This window comes from Paenibacillus sp. KACC 21273, from assembly GCF_028736095.1.
In the GTDB taxonomy this organism is placed as follows: Bacteria; Bacillota; Bacilli; order Paenibacillales; family Paenibacillaceae; genus Saccharibacillus; species Saccharibacillus kyungheensis.
On the sequence record NZ_CP117876.1, the window covers coordinates 271,913 to 292,301 of the forward strand.

Consider the following 20,389-nt stretch of genomic DNA (forward strand, 5'->3'; position numbering starts at 1 on the left):
AAGGAAGGTTTCACACTCATTTGATCAAAGTTCCAAAACCCACACTTTTTTCCATTATGTAGCATTTATCTCACTCATTTTTACTTATGGAAGCGCTTACGTCAATATGGATAATCAAGGAATTGTAACTAAAATTCTTGAAAAAACAAAACTCCTACTCAGCTTACTGTAGAGTAGGAGTCGCTTGAAAAGGATAAGTGATAGAGAGAAGGAATATAGCTATATATAGTAGGAATTTTTAAGGTAAACGAATAATATCCGTCATTACAGTTGTGCCTACAAGTTTGTTTTTATAGATCGTATTTTTTCCTTGTATCGGTGAAAAACGAATCCCAAAATCACTTTTTCCATTAGAGGTGATCGTATTGTATGTGATTTTGGTAGCGGTAACGGTGTTTTCCAAATCAATGCCACCGCTGTTACCTGTCCAATCATGAATTTTGCCACGTACACGATAATACGCATTGTTCGATAACTGATTATTATGAATCCGTAGATCATAGGAACGAAGAACGATGATTCCAGAAAAGTCAGTCTGGCGAATCGTATTACGCTGAATTCGTGTACGACTACCTACTTGATCGAGTTCTATTCCAAATGAACGAGTATCTTTAATAATGTTATGCTCAATCAGCAATCCTTCGTATAGAGCGGTTGTTGGTACAGGGTGTTCTAGATTAGCAGAAGCACGTATCCCTGATCCTAGTGAACGATAGATCTCATTATCTCGAATGATATTGTCATACGCAGGCATCGAGTAATGAATACCGACGCCAGGTGAATCATTGATCAGATTGTTGGACACTTCGCTATTACGGCACATATAAAAAGCGAGTACAGCGTTATGAAGAGTATTATGTTGTACCAGCCCATTTTTTTGTAATGAAAAAGACAATCCGTCGCCTGCATAATGAGAATACACTTCATTGCGCAAAAATTGGTTGCCATCATCAAGTGTTCCTGATTCGACAGCAGCCAGTGTATCTTGACCTGCGGCAACTGAAGGCCCTGCAAAATAAACAGCAAAAATACGTTCTGAACCTTTAAACAAAGAATCTTGCACTATTACTTGATTCGCATCGGCAACGACCAGAGTTGCTCCTGCATTATAGGTATACGTATCCAGTGTAAGATTAGAAATATGTACACGATCTGCGCGGATCACTACTAGATCGTTAGGTGCTTGTGTCTGACGAAGAACAACACCATCCCGGGATTGTCCACGTATGATTGTGTCGTCTAGATCAATTTGAAGCGTAGTGTTTACATCATAGATCCCATTCCGTATATAAATATGAGTAGCTTGCGCTTGAATGGCTTGCTCAAGAGAGACATAATCCCCTTTTCCAGAAGCATCGACAATACTTTCATCTGGTTCTTTGGAAAGTGATGTAGCAGAGTCTGCATGTGAAAAGATAGCAGGTAAAAAGAATAAGATAAGAACAGAAATCGATAGAATGACCCATCGCTTCATAGAAAGGGTGTGCAGGTTAATTCCTCCTTGTGGATAGAACATGGATTGGGGACTGGAACATTTGGACAGGTTAAGTCATTGCAAGATAATACAGAAGTACATACAGATTGGGTGTTCGATTATTGTTTTGTATGGGTGGGCGGAGCTGTTATTTCTTTTATTGTAAGGCTTTTGACTGATAATGTAATTGCAATTCTGGCTGTTTTCTTTATAATTGCATTGAACCTTTATTTTATAGGGATATGGATAGAGTACTCGGAATGGCAAATAGCACCATTTTATACGATGATATTTGGTCTATTGGATAGCTAGTTAGGTAGAAAACGTCAATTATAAAGTATATCGTAATCCAATCTTGAGAATTGCGGATTGGATTTTATTTATGTTTAGCAGATCGCTATTTAACATAGGGGATACAATACTTTAATCGTTGTGACATCTATTGGTTATAATAAGAGATAGAGGTTATTAAAGGAGGCTGTTATGGGGGACAATACAATTATTCGATTTGACGGAGTATCCAAGCGCTATGAAGATGGAACAGTAGTGCTTGAGAATATAGAGTTTGAAGTAGAACGGGGTAAGTTTTACACGTTACTCGGCCCTTCCGGTTGCGGGAAAACAACGATTTTGCGTATGATCGCTGGCTTTACTGAACCGACAGGAGGTTCGATTTATTTTAACGGTCAGGTGATCAACAAAGTACCTGCAAATAAACGTCAAGTGAATACGGTATTTCAAGATTACGCCCTTTTTCCACATTTGAATGTATTTGAAAATGTAGCTTTCGGATTGCGGATCAAAAAAATGAAAAAAGACGAAGTGACGACCAAAGTCAAAGAAGCTCTGCAATTCGTCAATCTTGAAGGATATGATCAACGTTCGATCAGTGAAATGTCTGGTGGACAGAAGCAACGGGTAGCGATCGCGCGTGCACTGGTGAATGAACCGGAAGTGCTGTTACTTGATGAACCATTGTCTGCACTGGATCTGAAGTTACGTACAGAAATGCAGTATGAATTACGTGAAATTCAGCAACGCCTAGGGATTACATTTATCTTTGTTACACATGATCAAGAAGAAGCGTTGGCGATGTCTGATGAGATTTTTGTGATGAACAAAGGGAAAATCGAACAAAGTGGTACGCCAAATGATATCTATGATGAGCCGATTAACCGCTTTGTAGCTGATTTTATTGGAGAATCGAATATTGTTCCCGGACGTATGATCGAAGATTTTTTGGTGGAATTTAACGGCAAGCGATTCCACTGTGTCGATCAGGGTCTACGTGATAATGAAAGTATTGAAGTCGTGATTCGTCCGGAAGATCTGGAACTGACGACGGTTGAAAAAGGTAAGCTGAAAGTGCGTGTAGATACCCAATTATTCCGTGGCGTTCACTATGAGATTAGCTGTTATGATGATTCCGGTCATGAATGGTTGGTACATTCCACTCGCAAAGCTGATCCAGGTAGTGAAATCGGGCTTGATTTTGAAGCAGAAGCGATTCATGTTATGCGTTTTGGTGAAAGTGAAGAAGACTTTGATCGTCGCCTTGAAGGTTATGAAGAAGGTGGGGTCTATGCAGGCTAATACACGCAGCATTTATATGCTGCCTTATTATATCTGGATCGTGTTATTTGTTATCGCACCGGTGGTGCTGGTAGGGTATTATTCTTTTTTTGATGTCGATGGGAATTTGACGCTTCAGAATTATCGGACATTTTTTACCCCGACTTATTTGCAAATGACGATCAGTTCGTTCTGGTATGCTTTTCTAGTAACATTGTTTTCACTATTAGTCGCCTATCCTGCGGCTTATCTGCTGACTCGTACCAAACATCGGCAGTTATGGATACTGCTCATTATTTTGCCGACATGGATTAATCTATTGCTCAAAACGTATGCGTTTATCGGTATTTTTGGAACGTATGGTCCGATCAATGCACTACTGGGTACACTTGGATTCGGTGAGCAACAGTTGTTATTTAATGCGTCTAGTTTTGTATTTGTATCGGTGTATATTTTTATTCCTTTTATGATTTTGCCAATTTACAATGCACTGGAAGAAATGAATCCTACTCTGGTATCTGCGGCACGTGATCTAGGCGCATCCGGTTGGGTAACATTTCGACGTGTTATTTTGCCGTTAACGATGGCAGGAGTGAAATCTGGCTGTATGGCTGTCTTTATTCCATCACTCTCGCTATTTATGATTACAAGGTTGATAGCAGGGAATAAAGTCATCACGCTCGGTACAGCGATTGAACAGCATTTCCTTGTGACACAGGACTGGGGAATGGGTTCAACAGTAGCGGTAGTCTTAATTATTGCGATGGCTGTGATCATGATTCTAAGTGGCGGCTTCGGCAAGGAGGTACGTCATGACTAACAAAAATGGTTGGGGCAATCTGTATCTTGTATTTGTGTTTGCTCTATTATATGCGCCGATTCTGTATCTGATGTATTATTCGTTCAATAGTGCAGGCAATATGCATGAATTTGAAGGATTTACATGGGAATGGTATGGCGAAGTTTTTCAAGATACAAGGCTGATTATTATTGTGATTAACACATTAGTAATTGCTTTACTATCTTCAACAATTGCAACAATGATCGGGATTATCGGGGCGCTAGCTATCGATCGGATTCGTCGTCGCCGGTTAAAAGATACGGTGTTGTCGCTCAATAATGTATTGATCGTTAGCCCTGATGTTATTATTGGTGCGTCATTTCTGATCTTATTTACGATGATCGGTATCAAGTTAGGCTTTGCTTCGGTACTTATCTCGCATATCGCATTTAGTATTCCGATTACGGTACTGATGATTCTGCCGAGATTGCAAGAAATGAGCCCTTCTTTGATTGATGCGGCGCGTGATCTAGGCGCAAGTCGTCGTGATGTACTGAGCAAAGTTATTTTGCCATTTATCAAGCCCGGTATTTTTGCAGGATTTTTTATGGCGTTTACGTATTCATTAGATGATTTTGCGGTGACCTTTTTTGTAACAGGGAATGGATATTCCACATTATCGGTTGAAATCTATTCTCGCGCTAGACAAGGGGTAGCGTTATCGATCAATGCGTTATCTACATTGATCTTCTTATTCACGGTTATGCTGGTAGTTGGCTACTATATGATTAATCGACGTGCCACGAACAAACCACGCCGCGAAGAACCGATCGCAGTAGGAGGTCCAAGATGAAGACTCTTACCCGAATGTTTCTCAGTATTATTGTGGTAGCGCTGATCTTGATGTACACTGCGTCACGCTTAAATGTGAGCGAAGGTTATTCAAGTGGCAATACGCTGACAATCTACAATTGGGGCGATTATATCGATCCAGATATTCTGGCTCAATTTCAAAAAGAAACCGGTATTACGGTGATCTATCAGACCTTCGATTCCAATGAAGCAATGTTAACGAAGATCGAACAAGGTGGAACAACATTCGATGTAGCGATTCCGTCAGATTATGCCATTTCCAAAATGCGTGAAGAAAATCTGCTGATTCCGCTCGATCATAGCAAATTGCCGAATTTGAAAAATATTGATCCTAAATTTATGAATCAATCGTTCGATCCAGACAATAAATACTCTGCGCCTTACTTCTGGGGAACGGTAGGTATTGTCTATAATCCGAATCTAGCTCAAGGCATCAAGTTCGATAGCTGGGACGATCTCTGGAATCCGAAGCTACGTAACAATGTACTACTCACCGATGGTGCACGCGAAGTGATCGGGATGTCGCTCAACAGTCTGGGATATTCGCTGAATGATACCAATGAGCAACATTTACAACAAGCTCTAACTAAGCTCAAAACGTTAACTCCTAATGTCAAAGCGATAGTCGGGGATGAAATTAAAATGTTGCTAGCGAATAATGAAGCGGCAGCAGGATTGGTCTTTTCCGGTGATGCTTCTGAGATTATGAGCGAAAATGATCAATTGGATTTTGTCGTTCCCAAAGAAGGTACGAATCTATGGTTCGATAATATGGTAATTCCCAAAACAGCCGCCAATGTCGATGCCGCTCATAAATTTATTAACTTTATGCTAGATCCTAAAATCGCCGAGCAAAATACAGAGTATGTCGGTTATTCGACTCCGAATGCCGAAGCAATCAAATTATTGCCCAAAGACATCTCTGGCGATGAACGCTTTTACCCGCCACAAGAGCTGACTGATAAGCTTGAAGTGTATGATAATTTGGGGAAAAAGATGTTAGTGCATTATAATGAGCTATTTTTACAGTTTAAAATGAACAAGTGATCTGAGATGTAGTAAGCAAGCTGTCCTCTATAAAGGGCAGCTTTTTTTGTGGTTGGCAAAATAAAGAAATACATAAGAAAAGCGAATACCTTGAAAATACAAACTATAAATCTTAATTTCACACATTGTTAAAAGTAAGCGCTAACATCATAATAAAGTCATAAACAGTACGTTTTGTACAAATTATCCATTGAGGGGGATATTAAAAGATATGAAAATGCCAAGTAAAACAGTAGCTCTGTTATTAGCAGGAGCAATGGCGTTCGGACTTGCAGGTTGTGGGAACAGCGATTCAAGTTCAAGCGGTTCAGGAGCAAGTGGAGACAGTGGGGATAAAACAAAAATCACATTCCAAAATATTTATCCTGATCCAACCACACCAACGTACAAAATGATTCACCAGATCGTTGATCAATATGAGAAAGAACATCCAAATATTGATATCGAACTGGATACACTAAATACAGACCAACAAAAACTCAAACTTAAAACACAGGCTGCTTCGAAAGAAATTCCTGATATCACGATTGTGAATCCAGCAGCTCAGATGAAACCGTATATCGATGCAGGCTTGCTTGCTCCATTAAACGATGTCATTGACAAAGGCGGTCTAAAAGATACATATCAAGAAGGACTGCTTGATTATTACAGCAAAGATGGAAAAGTGTACGCTCTTCCAGATGGTAATAATATCGAAGTTGGATTTTATAACAAAGCTCTATTTGCCAAAGCAGGTATTGCTGCTCCACCAACAACATTTGATGAGCTATTAGCTGATGTGAAAAAGCTTAAAGATGCAGGTATCACACCGATCGCGATCGGTGAAAAAGATTCATGGACAGGTTCATTCCTATTTATGAACATCTTGCTTCGCACCAATGGTGGCCCTGGATTCTTGCAAGATGTAGCTGATGGCAAAAAGACATTTAATGATCCTGCCTTTGTCGAAGCTGTCGATGCTTTCCAAAAATTAGTTCAAGCTGGAGCTTTCCCTGAAGGAGCAACATCGATTGATGCTACAGCAGGCGGTAATATGTTCCGTACAGGTCAAGCAGCGATGTTCTTTATCGGAACATGGGAGACTGGTGCGAATGATGGTTCAACAGTAGGTAAAGACGTGAGCGTATTCAAATTCCCAACAGTCAATGGCAAAGGAAATCCAGATGAGTTCATGCTTGCTCCAGGTAGTGCATTTGCCGTATCTGCGAACAGCGAACATTTACAAGAAACGAAAGATTTCTTAAACTATTTTGCACTGAACTTACCTAAAGTATCATTTGAATTGAAAAATGCAGTTGGTCTAGGTCAAAAAGTAGACGGTGACTTCAAAGCGGCTGGATATTCTCCACTAGCGATTGATGTACTGGATCTGTTCAAAAATGTAAAAGGTGGCGACCTGTCATTCGATAACACGATGAATCCAGCGGTATCTCAAGTACATTTGAGCAGTATTCAAAGTCTATTTGTACAACAAGTTGATCCAAAACAAATTGCACAAGAGCACCAAGCTGCATTTGAAGCGAATCCTTAAATCAACATAGAGACGGATATGTAGCAGCGAGGGGGCGTCAACAGCGTCCCCTTCGCTATGAGTAGAATAGGGCTAAAGAGAGAAAATACACTTTTGAGTTGGAAGGAGGGAGAAGCCATGAATGTACTAAAAGTACCTGCTCGCACGATCGCTATTTTTGTACTTCCTTGTCTTATCCTTTACATAGGGACGGTGTTTGTTCCTATTCTGGTTTCTTTTTATACTGCGATGTTGGACTGGAATGGGATTTCGGATGCTAAGTTTGTCGGTCTTGCGAATTTCAAAACATTACTGTTCGACGATCCGAACTTCTGGATGTCGGTGAAGCGTACGATTATGTATGCCGTCTTCTCCATTATTGAGATTCCTTTTTGTTTATTATTTGCTATTTTGCTGAATCGCTATGTACGTAAAGGAAATCGTCTGGTGACGATCTATTTCGTACCCGTTATTTTGTCTAACGTTATTCTAGGACAATTGTGGAAAACGATCTATAACCCGGCTTCAATGGGCGGGATGTTAAATGGTGTATTGATCAAGCTAGGTCTGGATAGCTGGACACATAGCTGGTTAACGGAACCTGCGATTGCGATGTATGCGATTTACTTTGTATCGCTATGGCAGTACTTTGGATACCATTTACTTATTCAATTTACAGGGGTACAAAATATACCGGATGAAATCTATGAAGCTGCCAAAATTGATGGTGCGGATGGATTCAAAGCAGACCGTTATATCACGTTCCCGATGGTGGTACCTATTTTCAAAATCTCGGTTGTGCTAGCGTTTATTGGATCATTACAAGCATTCGAGTTGGTCATGGTTATGACAGGCGGTGGACCTGCACATGCGACCGATACGATAGCGACGCATATGTATAACATGTCGTTCTTATCTCAGAAGTATGGTTATGGTAGTGCGGTAGCTACATTCCTTGTTATTTTCTGTCTGGTCATTACTGTGATTATTAATGGCGTATTTAACAAAATCGAACGTAAAGTGACGTAGAGGAGGAGAGCACGATATGAATAATGTGAAAAAATGGTTCGTGTATCTACTCTTCGCGATCCTGATCGTTACGCAGTTATATCCGCTGTTATGGTTAGTGATGTACTCACTCAAAACGAACGAAGAAATTCTGGGAGGTAGCTTTTTCGCTCTTCCGAATATTCCACAGTGGCATAACTATGCAGATGCTTATACTTCCGGTAGTTATCTGAAATATCTGGGAAATAGTGTACTGGTTACAGCAGTTAGTTTGTTTGCAGTTGTTATTTTAAGCTCCATGACCGCTTATGCGATTACTCGATTTAAGTGGAAATATGGGCAATATGTGATGTTGTTATTTTTACTAGGGATGATGATTCCACTACAAGCGACATTATTACCACTGATGATTATTTTCAAAAACCTAGATCTACTGAATACACGCTGGTCGATTATTATTCCGTATACCGCGTTTGCGTTGCCGATTGCTGTATTTATTTTAAGTGGATTTATGCGGTCGATCCCGACAGATATTGAAGAATCTGCGTTTATGGATGGAGCAAGTGTATACCGGATTTTCCGTAGCATTATTTTGCCGATCTCGGTTCCACCTGTGATGACTGTATGTATTCTGACGTTTATCAATATCTGGAATGAGTATATTGTAGCGGCGACGTTTATTTCATCTGAAGAACTCAAAACATTGCCGTTCGGGGTGTATACGTTTGTCAGTCAGTATTCGGTCAATTACGGAAATATCGGAGCATTCCTTGTCATGGGTGCGTTACCGGTTATTATTTTCTACTTTATTTTGTCTGAACGCATCACTAAAGGTATGGTAGCAGGAGCAGTTAAAGGATAATTGTATAAAATGATTTTGCCAGAAGCTACCTTTATTGGTACTATCTCTGTATAGGGACTTGGCGGTAATCATAAAGAGGACCCAATCCTTTTTATGGTTACCGCCCTTTGGCTTTTTTAGCGACTGTTGTAGAAAGGAGCATTTCACTTTGTCACTTAGTCTGCATTCGATCCATAATCGATTGTTTATTTTGTTTCTATTCTGTATGGCAGGGATTGTACTGCTAGTCAGTATCCTTTTTTATAACCGTACAACCACTCAATTTCATGAAAAGTTAGGCGAGATTGCGCAGAAAAATGTATCGCAAACGGTGGGATTGCTTGATCTTCTACTCGGTAGTTATGATAGCCTGTCCAAGTCGATTAGTGCCAATGTGGATATTGTACGCCTGCTCGGTCAGAAGTCAGCAAGTTCGCCGCAAGTCGAGTATATTAATCAGAATTATATTACAACGATTATGGGAGCAATCTACTTTTCCAGAGACGATCTGGTAGGTATTCATGTGATCGGTGAAAATGGCAAAATCTACGATTATAGCAATTCGATGAATGTGATCGATCCTGAATATACTAAGTCGTCATGGTATCAGCAGATTAGTGGATCGTCCGGTCAGATGGTCTGGTTGGGTGTATTTCCTCATTCCATTATTGATCAGGCGGAAGATCAACCTGTATTTGCTTTCGGTCGTCCGATATTCAATCTCAATGAACAACATCAGATCGGAATTGTACTGATCGAAGCGCGGGCAGATACGTTCTTAACAGCGATGAATAATTTGAAATTAGGCCCGCATAGCGAAGTGAATATCGTAACCGGAGACGGTAAACATATGCCCACTTCGATCGAACCGAACAGTAAGCCCGGTTCACTACCGCCGAATATTTCGTTGCCACAGATACCAGGTCAGGTGAATGTACAGCAGAATAATAGCCGTCTGATCGCCGCTTCCAAGCTTGGGACCACCAATTGGACGATTGTCAGTTCAACGCCAGATCGTGATCTCAATGTCGAACTCACGCAGACGAAGCGGTATTTATTTATTGTGGTTACTGTGCTGATTGTAGTGTCTGCGCTGATCGCTTTTATCGTATCACGTACGATTTCGTCTCCGTTAAAGCGACTGATTCGAGAAATGAAGCAAGTGGAAAATGGAAACTTTCGCGGGATGGTTACTGTGACTTCTTACGAAGAAATCAATTCGCTTGTAGTATCGTTTAACCATATGGTCGCTCGAATCGAAGAACTGATTGAACGTGTAAAAGTCTCTTCAGTCAGTGAAAAAAATGCAGAACTTCATGCGCTTCAATCACAGGTGAATCCTCACTTTCTCTACAACACACTGGATATGATCTACTGGATGCTAGACGAAAAAGGCAATGATGAGCTTGGCGATGTAGTGTTATCGTTATCGCATATGTTCCGGTATAGCAGTCATTGGGAAGATCATGCACTGGTGACGTTACGTGAAGAGATAGAGCAGATTAGTCATTACCTGACGATTATTACGATGCGACTGGATGGTCGATTGAGCGTAGAGATCGATGTCGAAGAGCAGTGGATGGATCTGCATGTGCCGAAGATGTTATTACAACCGATTATCGAAAATGCAGTCAAGCATGGTCTGGAAGCGTTAGATCGACCGGGTGTTTTGCGAGTAAGAGCGATACCGGATCGGAAATACCTTAATATTATTATTTCAGATAATGGCAAAGGGATGAATGAATCTACATTAGAACGACTACGAAATTCTTTGCTTCATCCCACCGATCCTGTTCATCGTGAACGCAAAAGTATCGGTTTGCAAAATCTACATCAGCGACTTTCTCATATGTTCGGGATCACGAACGGGATACATATTGAGAGCGCTCTCGACAAAGGAACAGCAGTCAAATTGGTATTGCCGTTATCTGATGCTTCCGCTGTCGCTCAATTATCTTCACAGACTGTAGAGTCTGAATATTCAGATCAACCTATTTCGATCGATAAAGGAGGTATTGTTCGTGCACATTCTGATTACAGACGATGAAAGTTTTATTCGTGAAGGGATCAAGCGTACCATCGAAAGTGTTTTTCCTAATTATCATGTTCATCTAGCTTCATCTGCTGAAGAAGCGGTGTTGATGATGAGTGAGCACCGAATCGATATTATTTTGACCGATATTCTGATGCCTGGCATTAATGGTCTGGAACTGATGCGTATTTCCCGTCATAGTCAGCCACAAGCCAAATGGATTGTTATCTCGGCACATTCGGAATTTTCCTATGCTCAACAAGCGATGCATCTAGGTGCACGAGACTATCTACTCAAACCGATCGGCAAAAAGAAATTGGTAGAATTAATGGAATCGCTCACAATCGAGATTCGTCAGGAGCGCGTAGTCTCTAAAGGGGAAGAAGCGCTCAAAGACGGGCTAAATTATTTGCGTGAAGCGGTATTTCAACGATTAGCGGCAGGGCTTAGTATGGGCAAAATCAGTCTAGATACCTTTATCGCGGACTATCCTGAATTCTATCTTATTCTAGTCAATATCGAACAAGATCAACGGAGTACCCATTTGGAGCATTTTATCGTGGAAAATGTATTAAATGAATTGATCGATCAGTCAGGTCAAGGGTTCGTCGTGAGCTTTGATCGCAATAGTCTATTAGGGTTGGTGACACTGCATAATCATATCCAGATTGAGCAACTGTTAGAACCGCTACAAGGACATTTGCAAAAGTATTTGAAAGTCCCGTTTGCCACCAGACATTCCGGCCCTCACCAAGAGATTGAACATGTCGCTGTTGAAGTAAATCGCTTACGTGAAGAAAAGACAGCACAAGTGGATGCGCCAGAAGAAGGAAGCAGTAGCGATCATGCGATCCAAGTTGCTCTGCAATATATTCGTGCACATTTTAACGAAGAGTTGTCTTTAGAAAAGGTAGCAGCTGTTGTATTTCTTAATCCAATTTATTTCAGTCAATTGTTCAAGCAGAAAACAGGGCAAGGATACAAAGATTATGTGATCTGCCTGCGGATGGAACAAGCCAAAGTGCTACTGCACAACCCCAAGCTCAAGCTTGCTGATATTGCAGAACAGATCGGCTACACCAATGTAGGGCATTTCACCCAAGTATTTCGCAAAAAATTTATGGTCACTCCAACCGAATATCGAATGCAGGAAAAAATCTTGAATACGTGAGTGTGATGTGAGCACTAAATTTTAAAATAACTTAAATATAGAATACACAAAAACCTAACTTCATCTGGAAGTCAGGTTTTTTATGTTTAATATTTTTATTTATTTGATACTAAAAATTAAATACTACCACCTAGTCTAATAAGCCAATCCGACACGATGTCCAATATAACGAGGATCGCTTAATTGCTGATACGTGAAATAGGCTGTATCTCCTGTAGAAATCGATGTTCCATCTTCAGGTAGCACATCTTTTTCATCACGATAGACACCCGTATACTCTCCATCCGGCAAATACGTCGGGCAGACCACTGTCCAGTCGAGCCCGGAATCTCGCAACGTTTCATACATCACCCGATGTTCTTCCGCAGCTCGGGTGCTTTTGCGCTTGGATTCAGAAGATTCATAGCGGTATTTATCCGCTTCGATACGACTCTGTAAAATGCCTGCTGTGCCTACTGTAATAATGCGTGCAATCGACTGCTTCTGCATCAGCTGGGCGATGATCGGCGTGCTGACAGATAGCGTATTCGTTTTATCGGTATTGAGTGTACTAATGACAGCTTGTACCCCGTTCAAAGCCGTCTCAAGATCATTGCTGTTCAATACATTGCCTACGATAACATGCAGATTCGGAATCTGTTCGCTGATAGGTAAAGAGTGATTGATCGCTGACAATGCTTTAGAATTCTTTACCAAATCCTCTGCGTATTCTGCCAATTGTTCATTTAATTTATCCAGAGAACGTACCAGTACAGTCACATCATGACCATCATGAAGCGCATATTGCAGAACCGATTGTCCGACACGACCTGTAGCACCAAGCAGTAAAATACGCATTAGTTAGACTCAGCGTTTTTCCAATTTTGCTCACAAAACGCTGCTAACTCTTGCTCTTCCTCTTCTTCTAGATCGAAATCCAGTACACGATCGGTTCCTTTTTCAATAATATCGTAGTTTACAATACCATTGCCTGTTTCTTGAACTTTATAAATAGCACGAATATAGAGACCGTTTACCGAATAAATATCGTCCTCTTCATCGACTTCAAAATCAATAAAAAATTCGTAACGTGTGCCGACCAAAATTTCAAAAGGGTCTTTAATCATTTCTACCTGATAACTTGTTATTTCCATTATTCTATTCCTCCTGCATCTAGCAAAGATGCGCTTATATTATTCTAATCATGATGTACATACGAAGTGCACTGTCATTGTCCAGTGAAGTCTTATTATAGCACGATTGCTAGGAAGTAGAGGATAGTGAAAGTAGTAATTTCTTTCTGCTTGAACAAATGTTTAATGTCTATTGAACAATTGTAAAAAGCATTGTATACTCGAAAGATACATGACATGTCAGCTTTGTCGTAAGTGATCGTCATCCAGATTGGCTTAGAGGAGAGAAATAGAATGAAGGCGTTATCCAAAGGGCAGACTGCTCTGTTTTTAGCATTTTTGATCTTAATGTGGGGCGTGAACTGGCCGTTATCCAAGTTCGCGTTAAACTATGCACCACCTATTTTATTTTCCGGTATTCGGACATTGATTGCAGGGTTGTTGTTATTGATTGTTGCTTTACCACGTTTGCGTGATCTTCGCTGGAAGCAGACATGGAAAATCTATGCAATCTCTGCCATTCTAAATATTATTTTGTTTTACGGTTGTCAGACGATCGGTATCGCTTATATGCCTGCTGGATTGTTCTCGGCGATTGTCTTTTTACAGCCGGTATTAGTCGGATTTTTATCCTGGTTATGGGTAGGGGAATCGATGAATCCGCTCAAAGCGATAGGTCTTGTATTAGGTTGCGCAGGTGTAGCAACGATTAGTGCAGGAGGATTCTCTGGTTCCATCTCGGTGATCGGTATCGTACTTGCATTAGCATCTGCGGTTAGCTGGGGTGTAGGAACAGTCTATGTGAAAAAAGTAGGCGATCAGGTTGATCCGATCTGGTTAGTTACGATTCAATTGATTATGGGTGGGGTCGTAATGACAGCCGTTGGTACAGGTACCGAAAGCTGGTCAGATATTACGTGGAACGCTACATTTATCGGAGTATTACTGTTTATCTGTATTTTCGCTATCGCTCTTAGCTGGTTATGTTTTTTCCGTCTTGTTGGTTCAGGCGAAGCGAGTACAGTCGGTTCATATACGTTTTTGATTCCGTTAGTATCTATTATTCTTAGTGTGTTATTTATGGGTGAATCGGTAACAGTGAATCTGATTATCGGCTTGGTCTTGATCGTTATTAGTATCTTACTGGTAAATCGTACACCAAAAGAAAAGTCCGGTCATACGCCTATCGTTAATATCGATACCAAAGAAGTTCATTCGTAATCACCATCTGATCTAATTACTATAAGCAAAGACTCCTCTACGCATCATCATGCACTGAGGAGTCTTTTTTGTATGCCTATCTATTGTTCTAACGGTTCGGTCTGCAACTGTTGTTGTTTGTTAAACAAGCTAGGCGCAATAAATAAACTAAGCAAAATACTTGTAATAATCGCCGAAGTCATCGTAGTGAACACAATCAACAATTGAAAACGCACTGCTGTAATCGGATCAGCGCCGGCGATAATCTGTCCAGTCATCATACCGGGTAACTGCACCAGACCGAGTGTTTTCTGCCCGTCTATCGTTGGAATCATACTGGAACGAACAGCGCTTTTGAGCACCGGTAGAATCGCTTGTCTGGGTGTACCTCCAAGCGACAATAGCAAAATGATTTCACGCTGTCGCAACGTTACTTCCGAACGTAACCGAGTCACTAATAGACTGCCCAGAATCATAGAATTGCCGATAATCATACCGCTGATCGGAATAATATAACGTGCTGTTGCCGGAATTATTCCGAATCCTAACAATAGCGCCTGTGTTACGATCTCCACAATCACCAGTGTCAAAAACACTTTGATCGTCATATAAGGAACCGATTTGCCTTTTTTAGATACATTGAGCGACGCGACAGTGATCATCACTAATAGAAATAAGCCGACGACCCATAACTGCTCTAAGCCGAAAATAAAATTCAACACATAGCCGATAATCAGCAGTTGGATCGTAGCTCGTAATGTGGCGATCAGCACATCTTTTTCCAGACCTAACTTGAACGAACGAGACAACACTACAGCAAATAAAACAAAACATAAAGACAGCGTTAATGCAATAATCGTCATTGGAGTTCCCCTTTTATAAATCGCTGTGCTTCTTCGGTCTGTGGATGTGCAAAAAAGTCTGCGGTTGGTCGTTGTTCTAGCAATTGTCCATTCATCAGAAACCATGTTTGTTGTCCGACACGTTGCGCTTGTTCCATCTGATGTGTCACCCAGATGAGTGTAATCCCTGATGTGCGTTGGATATCTAGTAGCAATTGCTCAACCTCCCGTACAGAAGAAGGATCAAGTGCAGAAGTAATCTCATCCAGTAGCAAAATCTGAGGTTGATTCGCAAGGGTACGCGCTAGAGCTAACCGTTGCTTTTGACCACCTGAAAGGTCTTGTACTTGCTGATGAAGCACATGAGCAGACAATCCTACTTGTTCGGTAAGAGTCGAAGGATCACCGATATCAATCCCATGTAATCGTTGCGCAGTCTGCAAATTGTAGAGTGCGGTTCCTTGCACCATTGGAGCATCTTGAAATACGATGCCAACTTTTCGGCGTAATTCAGTAATCGACCATGTCTGTATTTCTTTGCCTTGAATATATAATTGTCCGGAGTCTGGTGTAAGTAATAGATTGCACAGCGATAACAATGTGCTTTTGCCTGAACCGGAAGGGCCTACCAGTGTGGTGATCGAGCCTTGTTCGATATTGCCGTTGATCCGGTCTAATACAGGTCTAGCGTGCTGTGCACTGGGAAAAGATTTAGAGATATGTTGGAATTGAACTGCATATGTAGGTGATGGCGATAATGTCATCTGTGGATCAAGCATCCTTTCAGTTTTGGCTAAGTATTATTGTAGTATAAATGCGTATTGCACAACAGAAAGATCATGCAGTGTATCTTTTGGTATACTGATTGTACAAAAAAAGAAGAACTACAGATGCAGGAGGATGTAATATGTCATTTTCAATCGTTGTTTTTCAAGGGCCCAGTGCATCAGGTAAAAGCACATTACAAGCACGATTAGGAGTACCCAAAATTGTCACCTGGACATCCCGTCAACCCAGAGCAGGCGAGCAAGATGGGGTTGATTATCATTTTGCGACTAGAGAACAAATTGAGCTTATGTTTCGTCAGGGATTGATGTTGGAAATGAGCGAATACCGTAACAATCTGTACGGAACTTCGATCAGTTCGATTGAAGATGCAGGAAAAGATGGATAGGTACGTTCGACAGTAATGGACCCGCCAGGAGCTAAGCTGGTCAAAGAAAAATGGGGCGACCGGGTATTGTTAATCGGAGTGCTAGCAGATCGTGAGCAACTGGCAAAGCGATTATTTGATCGTAAAGTGAGTATTGATGAACAAGAGCAACGTCTTCAGAGCTATGATCAGGAACGAGTGGCATTATCGGAGTGTGATCTGATTATTCATAATTCAGAAGGACAATTGCGTACAGCGGAAAAGGTAATCGACTATATTCGAGAAGGTATTACTCGTACAGCACGCAAATAAATTCATGTTCTCGCTATCATACAGATCAATAGAAGTAGGATAATTGATTTCATAATAACTAGATAAAAGCCTCCAATAAAGTGAGTATAGATGGCTGACTTTATGGGAGGCTTTCGTATATCTATAGAATCATCTCAAGAATCGTTAAGTTTTAGGATTGATCCGGATGACGTTCTTGCAATTCAAGCCAGATAGCGGCTAGATCAAGTTCACCTTTACCGTTCTCGTTAGCTTCACGATATGTCTGATCTGCTGCTTCAGCTAGAGGCAATTGTACATGTAATCGTTTGGCTTCATTAGTGAGTAAGCCTAGATCTTTGGAGATTAGACTTAACATAAATGCCGCTGGAAATTCGTTGTTGATAAACATGTCTTTTTTGCCTGCTAATAACGGAGTGGCTACAGCAGATTCACCGAACATTTCTAATACTTGTTCACGTTGCAGTCCTGAACGTTCAGCGATTAATAGTGACTCGGCAATCGCTTGTGTCGAAATGCCTAACAATAGATTGATAGATAATTTGGCAGAACTCCCATGACCAATTTCGCCGAAATGGATCGTTTTTTTACCTAAAATATCAAAAAACGGTTGGCAAGCTTGAATATCTTCAGCCTGACCTCCTGCAAGAATAACCAGATTTCCTTGTTCTGCTGGAGCAACAGAGCCAGATACCGGAGCATCTACATAAATTGCGCCTTTGTCTGTAATCTGCTTCGCAAACGCTTTGGCTTCTTCAGGGCTGATCGTACTCATATTGATCACATACATACCTGCACGTAGCTGACTAAGAATACCTTGTTCGCCGCTTAATACATCATCAATCGCATCTTTTTTGGTTAACATCACAAATACCACTTCAGCTTGAGCAGTCGCTTCGGCAGGACTAGAATACAATGTTGCTCCTGCATGTTCTAACGGCTTCGCACGCTCACTGGTGCGATTGTAGATATGTAATGTATATCCTTCTTTCAACAAATTATGAGCCATCGGTAAGCCCATATGCCCTGTTCCGATCCACGCTATATTTTTCATAATGACACTCCTTAGTTTTGGATACTATCGTGTAATTGACATTATCGTTTGTTTAGAATAACCGCGCTAAAGGTACTAATGTATGAATACCCAATTTCACTGCTATCTATACTTTATAATAAATAGTTATTGGTAATCCGACCAGAACAGTTGACATTATTTCATCCTGTAACTATAATTGTTACATGTAAGGCGAAATAAACAGTACAAGCTTTAGAGCTACACATATAGTAATAAGCATTACAATACATCAACTAATACAACATGGAGGTTTTAAGTATGAAAATCGCAGTTATCGGTGCAACAGGTAAAGCAGGATCATTGATCGTTGAAGAAGCTTTGAGCAGAGGACACGAAGTTACAGCTATCGTACGTAACGCTTCTAAAGTACAAAATGACAAAGTAAATGTAATCGAAAAAGAAGTATTAGATATTACAACCGAAGATATTAAAGGATACGATATTCTAGTCAATGCTTATGCTGCTCCACAAGGACAAGAAGAATCTCATATCACGGTAGGTCAATCGTTGATCAACATTTTGAAAGGTGCTCCTGATACTCGCTTAATCGTTGTAGGTGGTGCAGGTAGCCTTTATGTGGATGATGCTCATTCTGTACGTCTTATCGATACACCGGACTTCCCTGATGCTTACAAACCAACAGCATCTAACCAGGGTAAAAACTTGGACGATTTGAAAGCATCAAGCGGTATTCAATGGACATTTTTAAGCCCTGCTGCCTTTTTTGATGCACAAGGTCCACGTACCGGTTCTTACACAGCTGGTGGAGAGAAAATGATCGTTAACAATGAAGGTAACAGCTATATCAGTTATGCTGATTATGCGATTGCAATTGTAGACGAAGCGGAAAAAGCAGCACATGTGAACGCACGCTTTAGTGTAGTTGGCGAAGCGAAGTAATCATTTTTAGTAATAAGTTTTACAAATGAACATCTATGACTGATCGTATCTTTTTAGATATAATCGTCTGTTAGAACATTAGCATGATAGTACCGACCTCTTTTCTGCTTATAGAAAAGAGGTTTTTTTATCGTTATATTTCTCTATTTTAATGCAATAAATACATAGCATTCCCTGTAAAAACCATATATAATAAGTGAAAAAACAATTCCGATCAGAATTGTAGGGAAAACGGTGGGATTATTATGGGTAAGCATATGAAAGGCGTAACCTCCATCAAAAAAGCAGTCTATGACCGAATCGCGATGCAGGACGATATATCCAAAGCAGAAATTATGAATGAATTTCAGATGACTAGCAGTAGTCTAACCCGTCTGCTTGAAGAAATGACCAATGAAGGCTGGATTATGGAGTCTGGATTCGGTCAATCGACAGGTGGAAGACGACCGATTTTGTATCGAATCAATGCGAATTTCCGCTATATTTTTGGTCTGGATATTTCACGTATTTATTCGGTGTTAGGCTTGTATGATATGCGGATGCAACCGTTAGCAATGGTGCGTTGGTCTATGGATGAAAGTATGACACCTCAGCGGTTAGTTCAACATGTTCAAGGGCAAGTAGCACAGATGTTAGCCGAGCAAGGAATAGCACCAGAATTAGTGATAGGAATGGGCGTAGGTGCTGTAGGCCCGCTTAGTCGTGAGCAAGGGAAAATACTTAACCCCCTATACTTTGCCGCTCCAGGTTGGAAAGATGTCCCTCTTCGGCGCTGGTTAGAAGAAGCAACAGGATTGTCAGTTACGCTTGAAAATGGAGCCAATACCGCTTTGACAGGAGAGCACTGGATGGTGCGTGATGAACATATCCAGCATATGTTGTATGTGCATGTCGGTACAGGTCTACGGTCTGCGATGATGTCTAACGGGCATGTAGTACATGGCGCTGTGGATATGGAAGGCTCGATCGGACAGATGATTATTCAGACAGACGGCCCGCGACTTCATGGTGCAGGTAATTATGGAGCGTTAGAAGCTTTTGCCTCGGTACAAGCATTAGAACAACAAGTTCGAGCACGTAGTAAAATGGGACGCGATGTGTGGGATGGACATGTAGCAGTCAAGCCGGAAGCGATTAATTTCACTACATTGGTACAATCGCTAGAAACAGGCAATGACTATATCAAAGAAATCTTTGCACAATCTGCGGCTTATATGGGCATAGGGCTGGCTAATCTGATCAATATTTTACACCCTGAAAAGATTATTCTTGGCGGTGTACTGATCAATTCACATGATCTGTTCTACAATACAGCTATTGCGGTAGCCCAGCAGAATATCTATTATTCAAATAGTTATCGCCCTGTGTTTTCTAAAGGAATATTAGAAGAAAATGCAGTCGCTACTGGAGCCGCTGTTATGGTCTGGCATGAGATGGAGTTGTAAGTGTAAGTGAAAAAAACCTCTGATCTTCTTTCTAGAGATACATTAGAAAGAGTCATCAGAGG

The 20,389-nt window shown here is 40.9% G+C and carries 21 protein-coding genes; 15 read left to right on the top strand and 6 right to left on the bottom strand.

Annotated elements, in window-relative coordinates:
• Positions 1-238: 238 nt before the first annotated feature.
• The gene (locus tag PQ460_RS01240; protein WP_274171501.1) at positions 239-1,474 is read right to left on the bottom strand and encodes a right-handed parallel beta-helix repeat-containing protein; all 1,236 of its coding nucleotides are present in this window, start codon (positions 1,472-1,474) and stop codon (positions 239-241) included.
• A 45-nt stretch (positions 1,475-1,519) separates the two neighbouring features.
• Here PQ460_RS01240 and PQ460_RS01245 point away from each other — a divergent pair, with 45 nt between their 5' ends.
• From PQ460_RS01245 to PQ460_RS01290, 10 genes are all read left to right on the top strand, one after another.
• On the top strand, positions 1,520-1,786 hold the full coding sequence (locus tag PQ460_RS01245; RefSeq protein WP_274171502.1) for a hypothetical protein: 267 nt from the start codon (positions 1,520-1,522) through the stop codon (positions 1,784-1,786).
• 171 nt (positions 1,787-1,957) lie between these two features.
• Positions 1,958-3,067, top strand: a complete 1,110-nt coding sequence (locus PQ460_RS01250; protein ID WP_273614076.1) for an ABC transporter ATP-binding protein — start codon at positions 1,958-1,960, stop codon at positions 3,065-3,067.
• Positions 3,057-3,866: an ABC transporter permease gene (locus PQ460_RS01255; protein ID WP_204825978.1), complete on the top strand. Its 810-nt coding sequence runs from the start codon at positions 3,057-3,059 to the stop codon at positions 3,864-3,866. Before PQ460_RS01250 ends, PQ460_RS01255 begins: the two co-directional genes overlap by 11 nt.
• Entirely contained in the window at positions 3,859-4,680 is an 822-nt protein-coding gene (locus tag PQ460_RS01260) for an ABC transporter permease (RefSeq protein ID WP_204825979.1), read from the top strand. The genes PQ460_RS01255 and PQ460_RS01260 overlap by 8 nt, the downstream gene beginning before the upstream one ends.
• Positions 4,677-5,747, top strand: a complete 1,071-nt coding sequence (locus PQ460_RS01265; protein ID WP_274171503.1) for an ABC transporter substrate-binding protein — start codon at positions 4,677-4,679, stop codon at positions 5,745-5,747. The genes PQ460_RS01260 and PQ460_RS01265 overlap by 4 nt, the downstream gene beginning before the upstream one ends.
• A 211-nt stretch (positions 5,748-5,958) precedes the next feature.
• Complete coding sequence (locus PQ460_RS01270) at positions 5,959-7,278, top strand: sugar ABC transporter substrate-binding protein (protein ID WP_273614073.1); 1,320 nt, start codon at positions 5,959-5,961, stop codon at positions 7,276-7,278.
• 117 nt (positions 7,279-7,395) lie between these two features.
• Complete coding sequence (locus PQ460_RS01275) at positions 7,396-8,286, top strand: carbohydrate ABC transporter permease (protein WP_274171504.1); 891 nt, start codon at positions 7,396-7,398, stop codon at positions 8,284-8,286.
• A gap of 16 nt (positions 8,287-8,302) precedes the next feature.
• Positions 8,303-9,127, top strand: coding sequence for a carbohydrate ABC transporter permease (locus PQ460_RS01280; protein ID WP_273614071.1), 825 nt, complete (start codon positions 8,303-8,305; stop codon positions 9,125-9,127).
• 148 nt (positions 9,128-9,275) lie between these two features.
• The gene (locus tag PQ460_RS01285) at positions 9,276-11,153 is read left to right on the top strand and encodes a cache domain-containing sensor histidine kinase (protein ID WP_443147187.1); all 1,878 of its coding nucleotides are present in this window, start codon (positions 9,276-9,278) and stop codon (positions 11,151-11,153) included.
• Positions 11,128-12,309 carry a response regulator gene (locus PQ460_RS01290; RefSeq protein WP_273614070.1) on the top strand — a complete coding sequence of 394 codons (1,182 nt, stop codon included), beginning with the start codon at positions 11,128-11,130 and terminating at the stop codon, positions 12,307-12,309. Before PQ460_RS01285 ends, PQ460_RS01290 begins: the two co-directional genes overlap by 26 nt.
• Before the next feature lie 135 nt (positions 12,310-12,444).
• On the opposite strand, the gene PQ460_RS01295 is transcribed toward PQ460_RS01290, so the two are convergent.
• Both PQ460_RS01295 and PQ460_RS01300 read right to left on the bottom strand, forming a co-directional pair.
• On the bottom strand, positions 12,445-13,146 hold the full coding sequence (locus PQ460_RS01295; RefSeq protein WP_274171505.1) for an NAD(P)-dependent oxidoreductase: 702 nt from the start codon (positions 13,144-13,146) through the stop codon (positions 12,445-12,447).
• The gene (locus tag PQ460_RS01300; protein WP_307301301.1) at positions 13,146-13,442 is read right to left on the bottom strand and encodes a DUF6509 family protein; all 297 of its coding nucleotides are present in this window, start codon (positions 13,440-13,442) and stop codon (positions 13,146-13,148) included. Before PQ460_RS01300 ends, PQ460_RS01295 begins: the two co-directional genes overlap by 1 nt.
• Before the next feature lie 273 nt (positions 13,443-13,715).
• Between PQ460_RS01300 and PQ460_RS01305 the strand changes: the two genes are divergently transcribed.
• Positions 13,716-14,642 (top strand): DMT family transporter, encoded by a 927-nt coding sequence (locus PQ460_RS01305; protein ID WP_274171506.1) that lies wholly within the window; start codon positions 13,716-13,718, stop codon positions 14,640-14,642.
• Between the two features lie 80 nt (positions 14,643-14,722).
• Here PQ460_RS01305 and PQ460_RS01310 read toward each other — a convergent pair whose 3' ends face one another.
• Together PQ460_RS01310 and PQ460_RS01315 are read right to left on the bottom strand one after the other, a co-directional pair.
• The gene (locus tag PQ460_RS01310; protein ID WP_274171507.1) at positions 14,723-15,484 is read right to left on the bottom strand and encodes an ABC transporter permease; all 762 of its coding nucleotides are present in this window, start codon (positions 15,482-15,484) and stop codon (positions 14,723-14,725) included.
• Positions 15,481-16,227, bottom strand: a complete 747-nt coding sequence (locus tag PQ460_RS01315) for an ATP-binding cassette domain-containing protein (protein ID WP_274171508.1) — start codon at positions 16,225-16,227, stop codon at positions 15,481-15,483. Before PQ460_RS01315 ends, PQ460_RS01310 begins: the two co-directional genes overlap by 4 nt.
• Positions 16,228-16,370: 143 nt before the next feature.
• Between PQ460_RS01315 and PQ460_RS01320 the strand changes: the two genes are divergently transcribed.
• Both PQ460_RS01320 and PQ460_RS01325 read left to right on the top strand, forming a co-directional pair.
• A complete protein-coding gene (locus tag PQ460_RS01320) occupies positions 16,371-16,637 on the top strand; it encodes a guanylate kinase (RefSeq protein WP_274171509.1) in 267 nt (88 codons plus the stop codon).
• 15 nt (positions 16,638-16,652) lie between these two features.
• Complete coding sequence (locus PQ460_RS01325; RefSeq protein ID WP_274171510.1) at positions 16,653-16,928, top strand: hypothetical protein; 276 nt, start codon at positions 16,653-16,655, stop codon at positions 16,926-16,928.
• A gap of 151 nt (positions 16,929-17,079) precedes the next feature.
• Here PQ460_RS01325 and PQ460_RS01330 read toward each other — a convergent pair whose 3' ends face one another.
• Complete coding sequence (locus tag PQ460_RS01330; RefSeq protein ID WP_274171511.1) at positions 17,080-17,961, bottom strand: NAD(P)-dependent oxidoreductase; 882 nt, start codon at positions 17,959-17,961, stop codon at positions 17,080-17,082.
• Positions 17,962-18,240: 279 nt separating this feature from the next.
• On the opposite strand from PQ460_RS01330, the gene PQ460_RS01335 reads away from it, so the two are divergent.
• Both PQ460_RS01335 and PQ460_RS01340 read left to right on the top strand, forming a co-directional pair.
• Positions 18,241-18,882 (top strand): NAD(P)-dependent oxidoreductase, encoded by a 642-nt coding sequence (locus PQ460_RS01335; RefSeq protein WP_273614062.1) that lies wholly within the window; start codon positions 18,241-18,243, stop codon positions 18,880-18,882.
• Positions 18,883-19,127: 245 nt separating this feature from the next.
• Complete coding sequence (locus PQ460_RS01340) at positions 19,128-20,327, top strand: ROK family protein (protein ID WP_273614061.1); 1,200 nt, start codon at positions 19,128-19,130, stop codon at positions 20,325-20,327.
• Positions 20,328-20,389: the final 62 nt, after the last annotated feature.

What these genes read in the sequence shown, in the direction of transcription:
- PQ460_RS01240 (WP_274171501.1), bottom strand. Translation starts at nt 1,474, where the DNA reads ATGAAGCGATGGGTCATTCTATCGATTTCTGTTCTTATCTTATTCTTT.
- PQ460_RS01260 (WP_204825979.1), top strand. Translation starts at nt 3,859, where the DNA reads ATGACTAACAAAAATGGTTGGGGCAATCTGTATCTTGTATTTGTGTTT.
- PQ460_RS01250 (WP_273614076.1), top strand. Translation starts at nt 1,958, where the DNA reads ATGGGGGACAATACAATTATTCGATTTGACGGAGTATCCAAGCGCTAT.
- PQ460_RS01265 (WP_274171503.1), top strand. Translation starts at nt 4,677, where the DNA reads ATGAAGACTCTTACCCGAATGTTTCTCAGTATTATTGTGGTAGCGCTG.
- PQ460_RS01315 (WP_274171508.1), bottom strand. Translation starts at nt 16,227, where the DNA reads ATGACATTATCGCCATCACCTACATATGCAGTTCAATTCCAACATATC.
- PQ460_RS01275 (WP_274171504.1), top strand. Translation starts at nt 7,396, where the DNA reads ATGAATGTACTAAAAGTACCTGCTCGCACGATCGCTATTTTTGTACTT.
- PQ460_RS01280 (WP_273614071.1), top strand. Translation starts at nt 8,303, where the DNA reads ATGAATAATGTGAAAAAATGGTTCGTGTATCTACTCTTCGCGATCCTG.
- PQ460_RS01300 (WP_307301301.1), bottom strand. Translation starts at nt 13,442, where the DNA reads ATGGAAATAACAAGTTATCAGGTAGAAATGATTAAAGACCCTTTTGAA.
- PQ460_RS01335 (WP_273614062.1), top strand. Translation starts at nt 18,241, where the DNA reads ATGAAAATCGCAGTTATCGGTGCAACAGGTAAAGCAGGATCATTGATC.
- PQ460_RS01310 (WP_274171507.1), bottom strand. Translation starts at nt 15,484, where the DNA reads ATGACGATTATTGCATTAACGCTGTCTTTATGTTTTGTTTTATTTGCT.
- PQ460_RS01270 (WP_273614073.1), top strand. Translation starts at nt 5,959, where the DNA reads ATGAAAATGCCAAGTAAAACAGTAGCTCTGTTATTAGCAGGAGCAATG.
- PQ460_RS01330 (WP_274171511.1), bottom strand. Translation starts at nt 17,961, where the DNA reads ATGAAAAATATAGCGTGGATCGGAACAGGGCATATGGGCTTACCGATG.
- PQ460_RS01340 (WP_273614061.1), top strand. Translation starts at nt 19,128, where the DNA reads ATGGGTAAGCATATGAAAGGCGTAACCTCCATCAAAAAAGCAGTCTAT.
- PQ460_RS01305 (WP_274171506.1), top strand. Translation starts at nt 13,716, where the DNA reads ATGAAGGCGTTATCCAAAGGGCAGACTGCTCTGTTTTTAGCATTTTTG.
- PQ460_RS01295 (WP_274171505.1), bottom strand. Translation starts at nt 13,146, where the DNA reads ATGCGTATTTTACTGCTTGGTGCTACAGGTCGTGTCGGACAATCGGTT.
- PQ460_RS01255 (WP_204825978.1), top strand. Translation starts at nt 3,057, where the DNA reads ATGCAGGCTAATACACGCAGCATTTATATGCTGCCTTATTATATCTGG.
- PQ460_RS01320 (WP_274171509.1), top strand. Translation starts at nt 16,371, where the DNA reads ATGTCATTTTCAATCGTTGTTTTTCAAGGGCCCAGTGCATCAGGTAAA.
- PQ460_RS01325 (WP_274171510.1), top strand. Translation starts at nt 16,653, where the DNA reads ATGGACCCGCCAGGAGCTAAGCTGGTCAAAGAAAAATGGGGCGACCGG.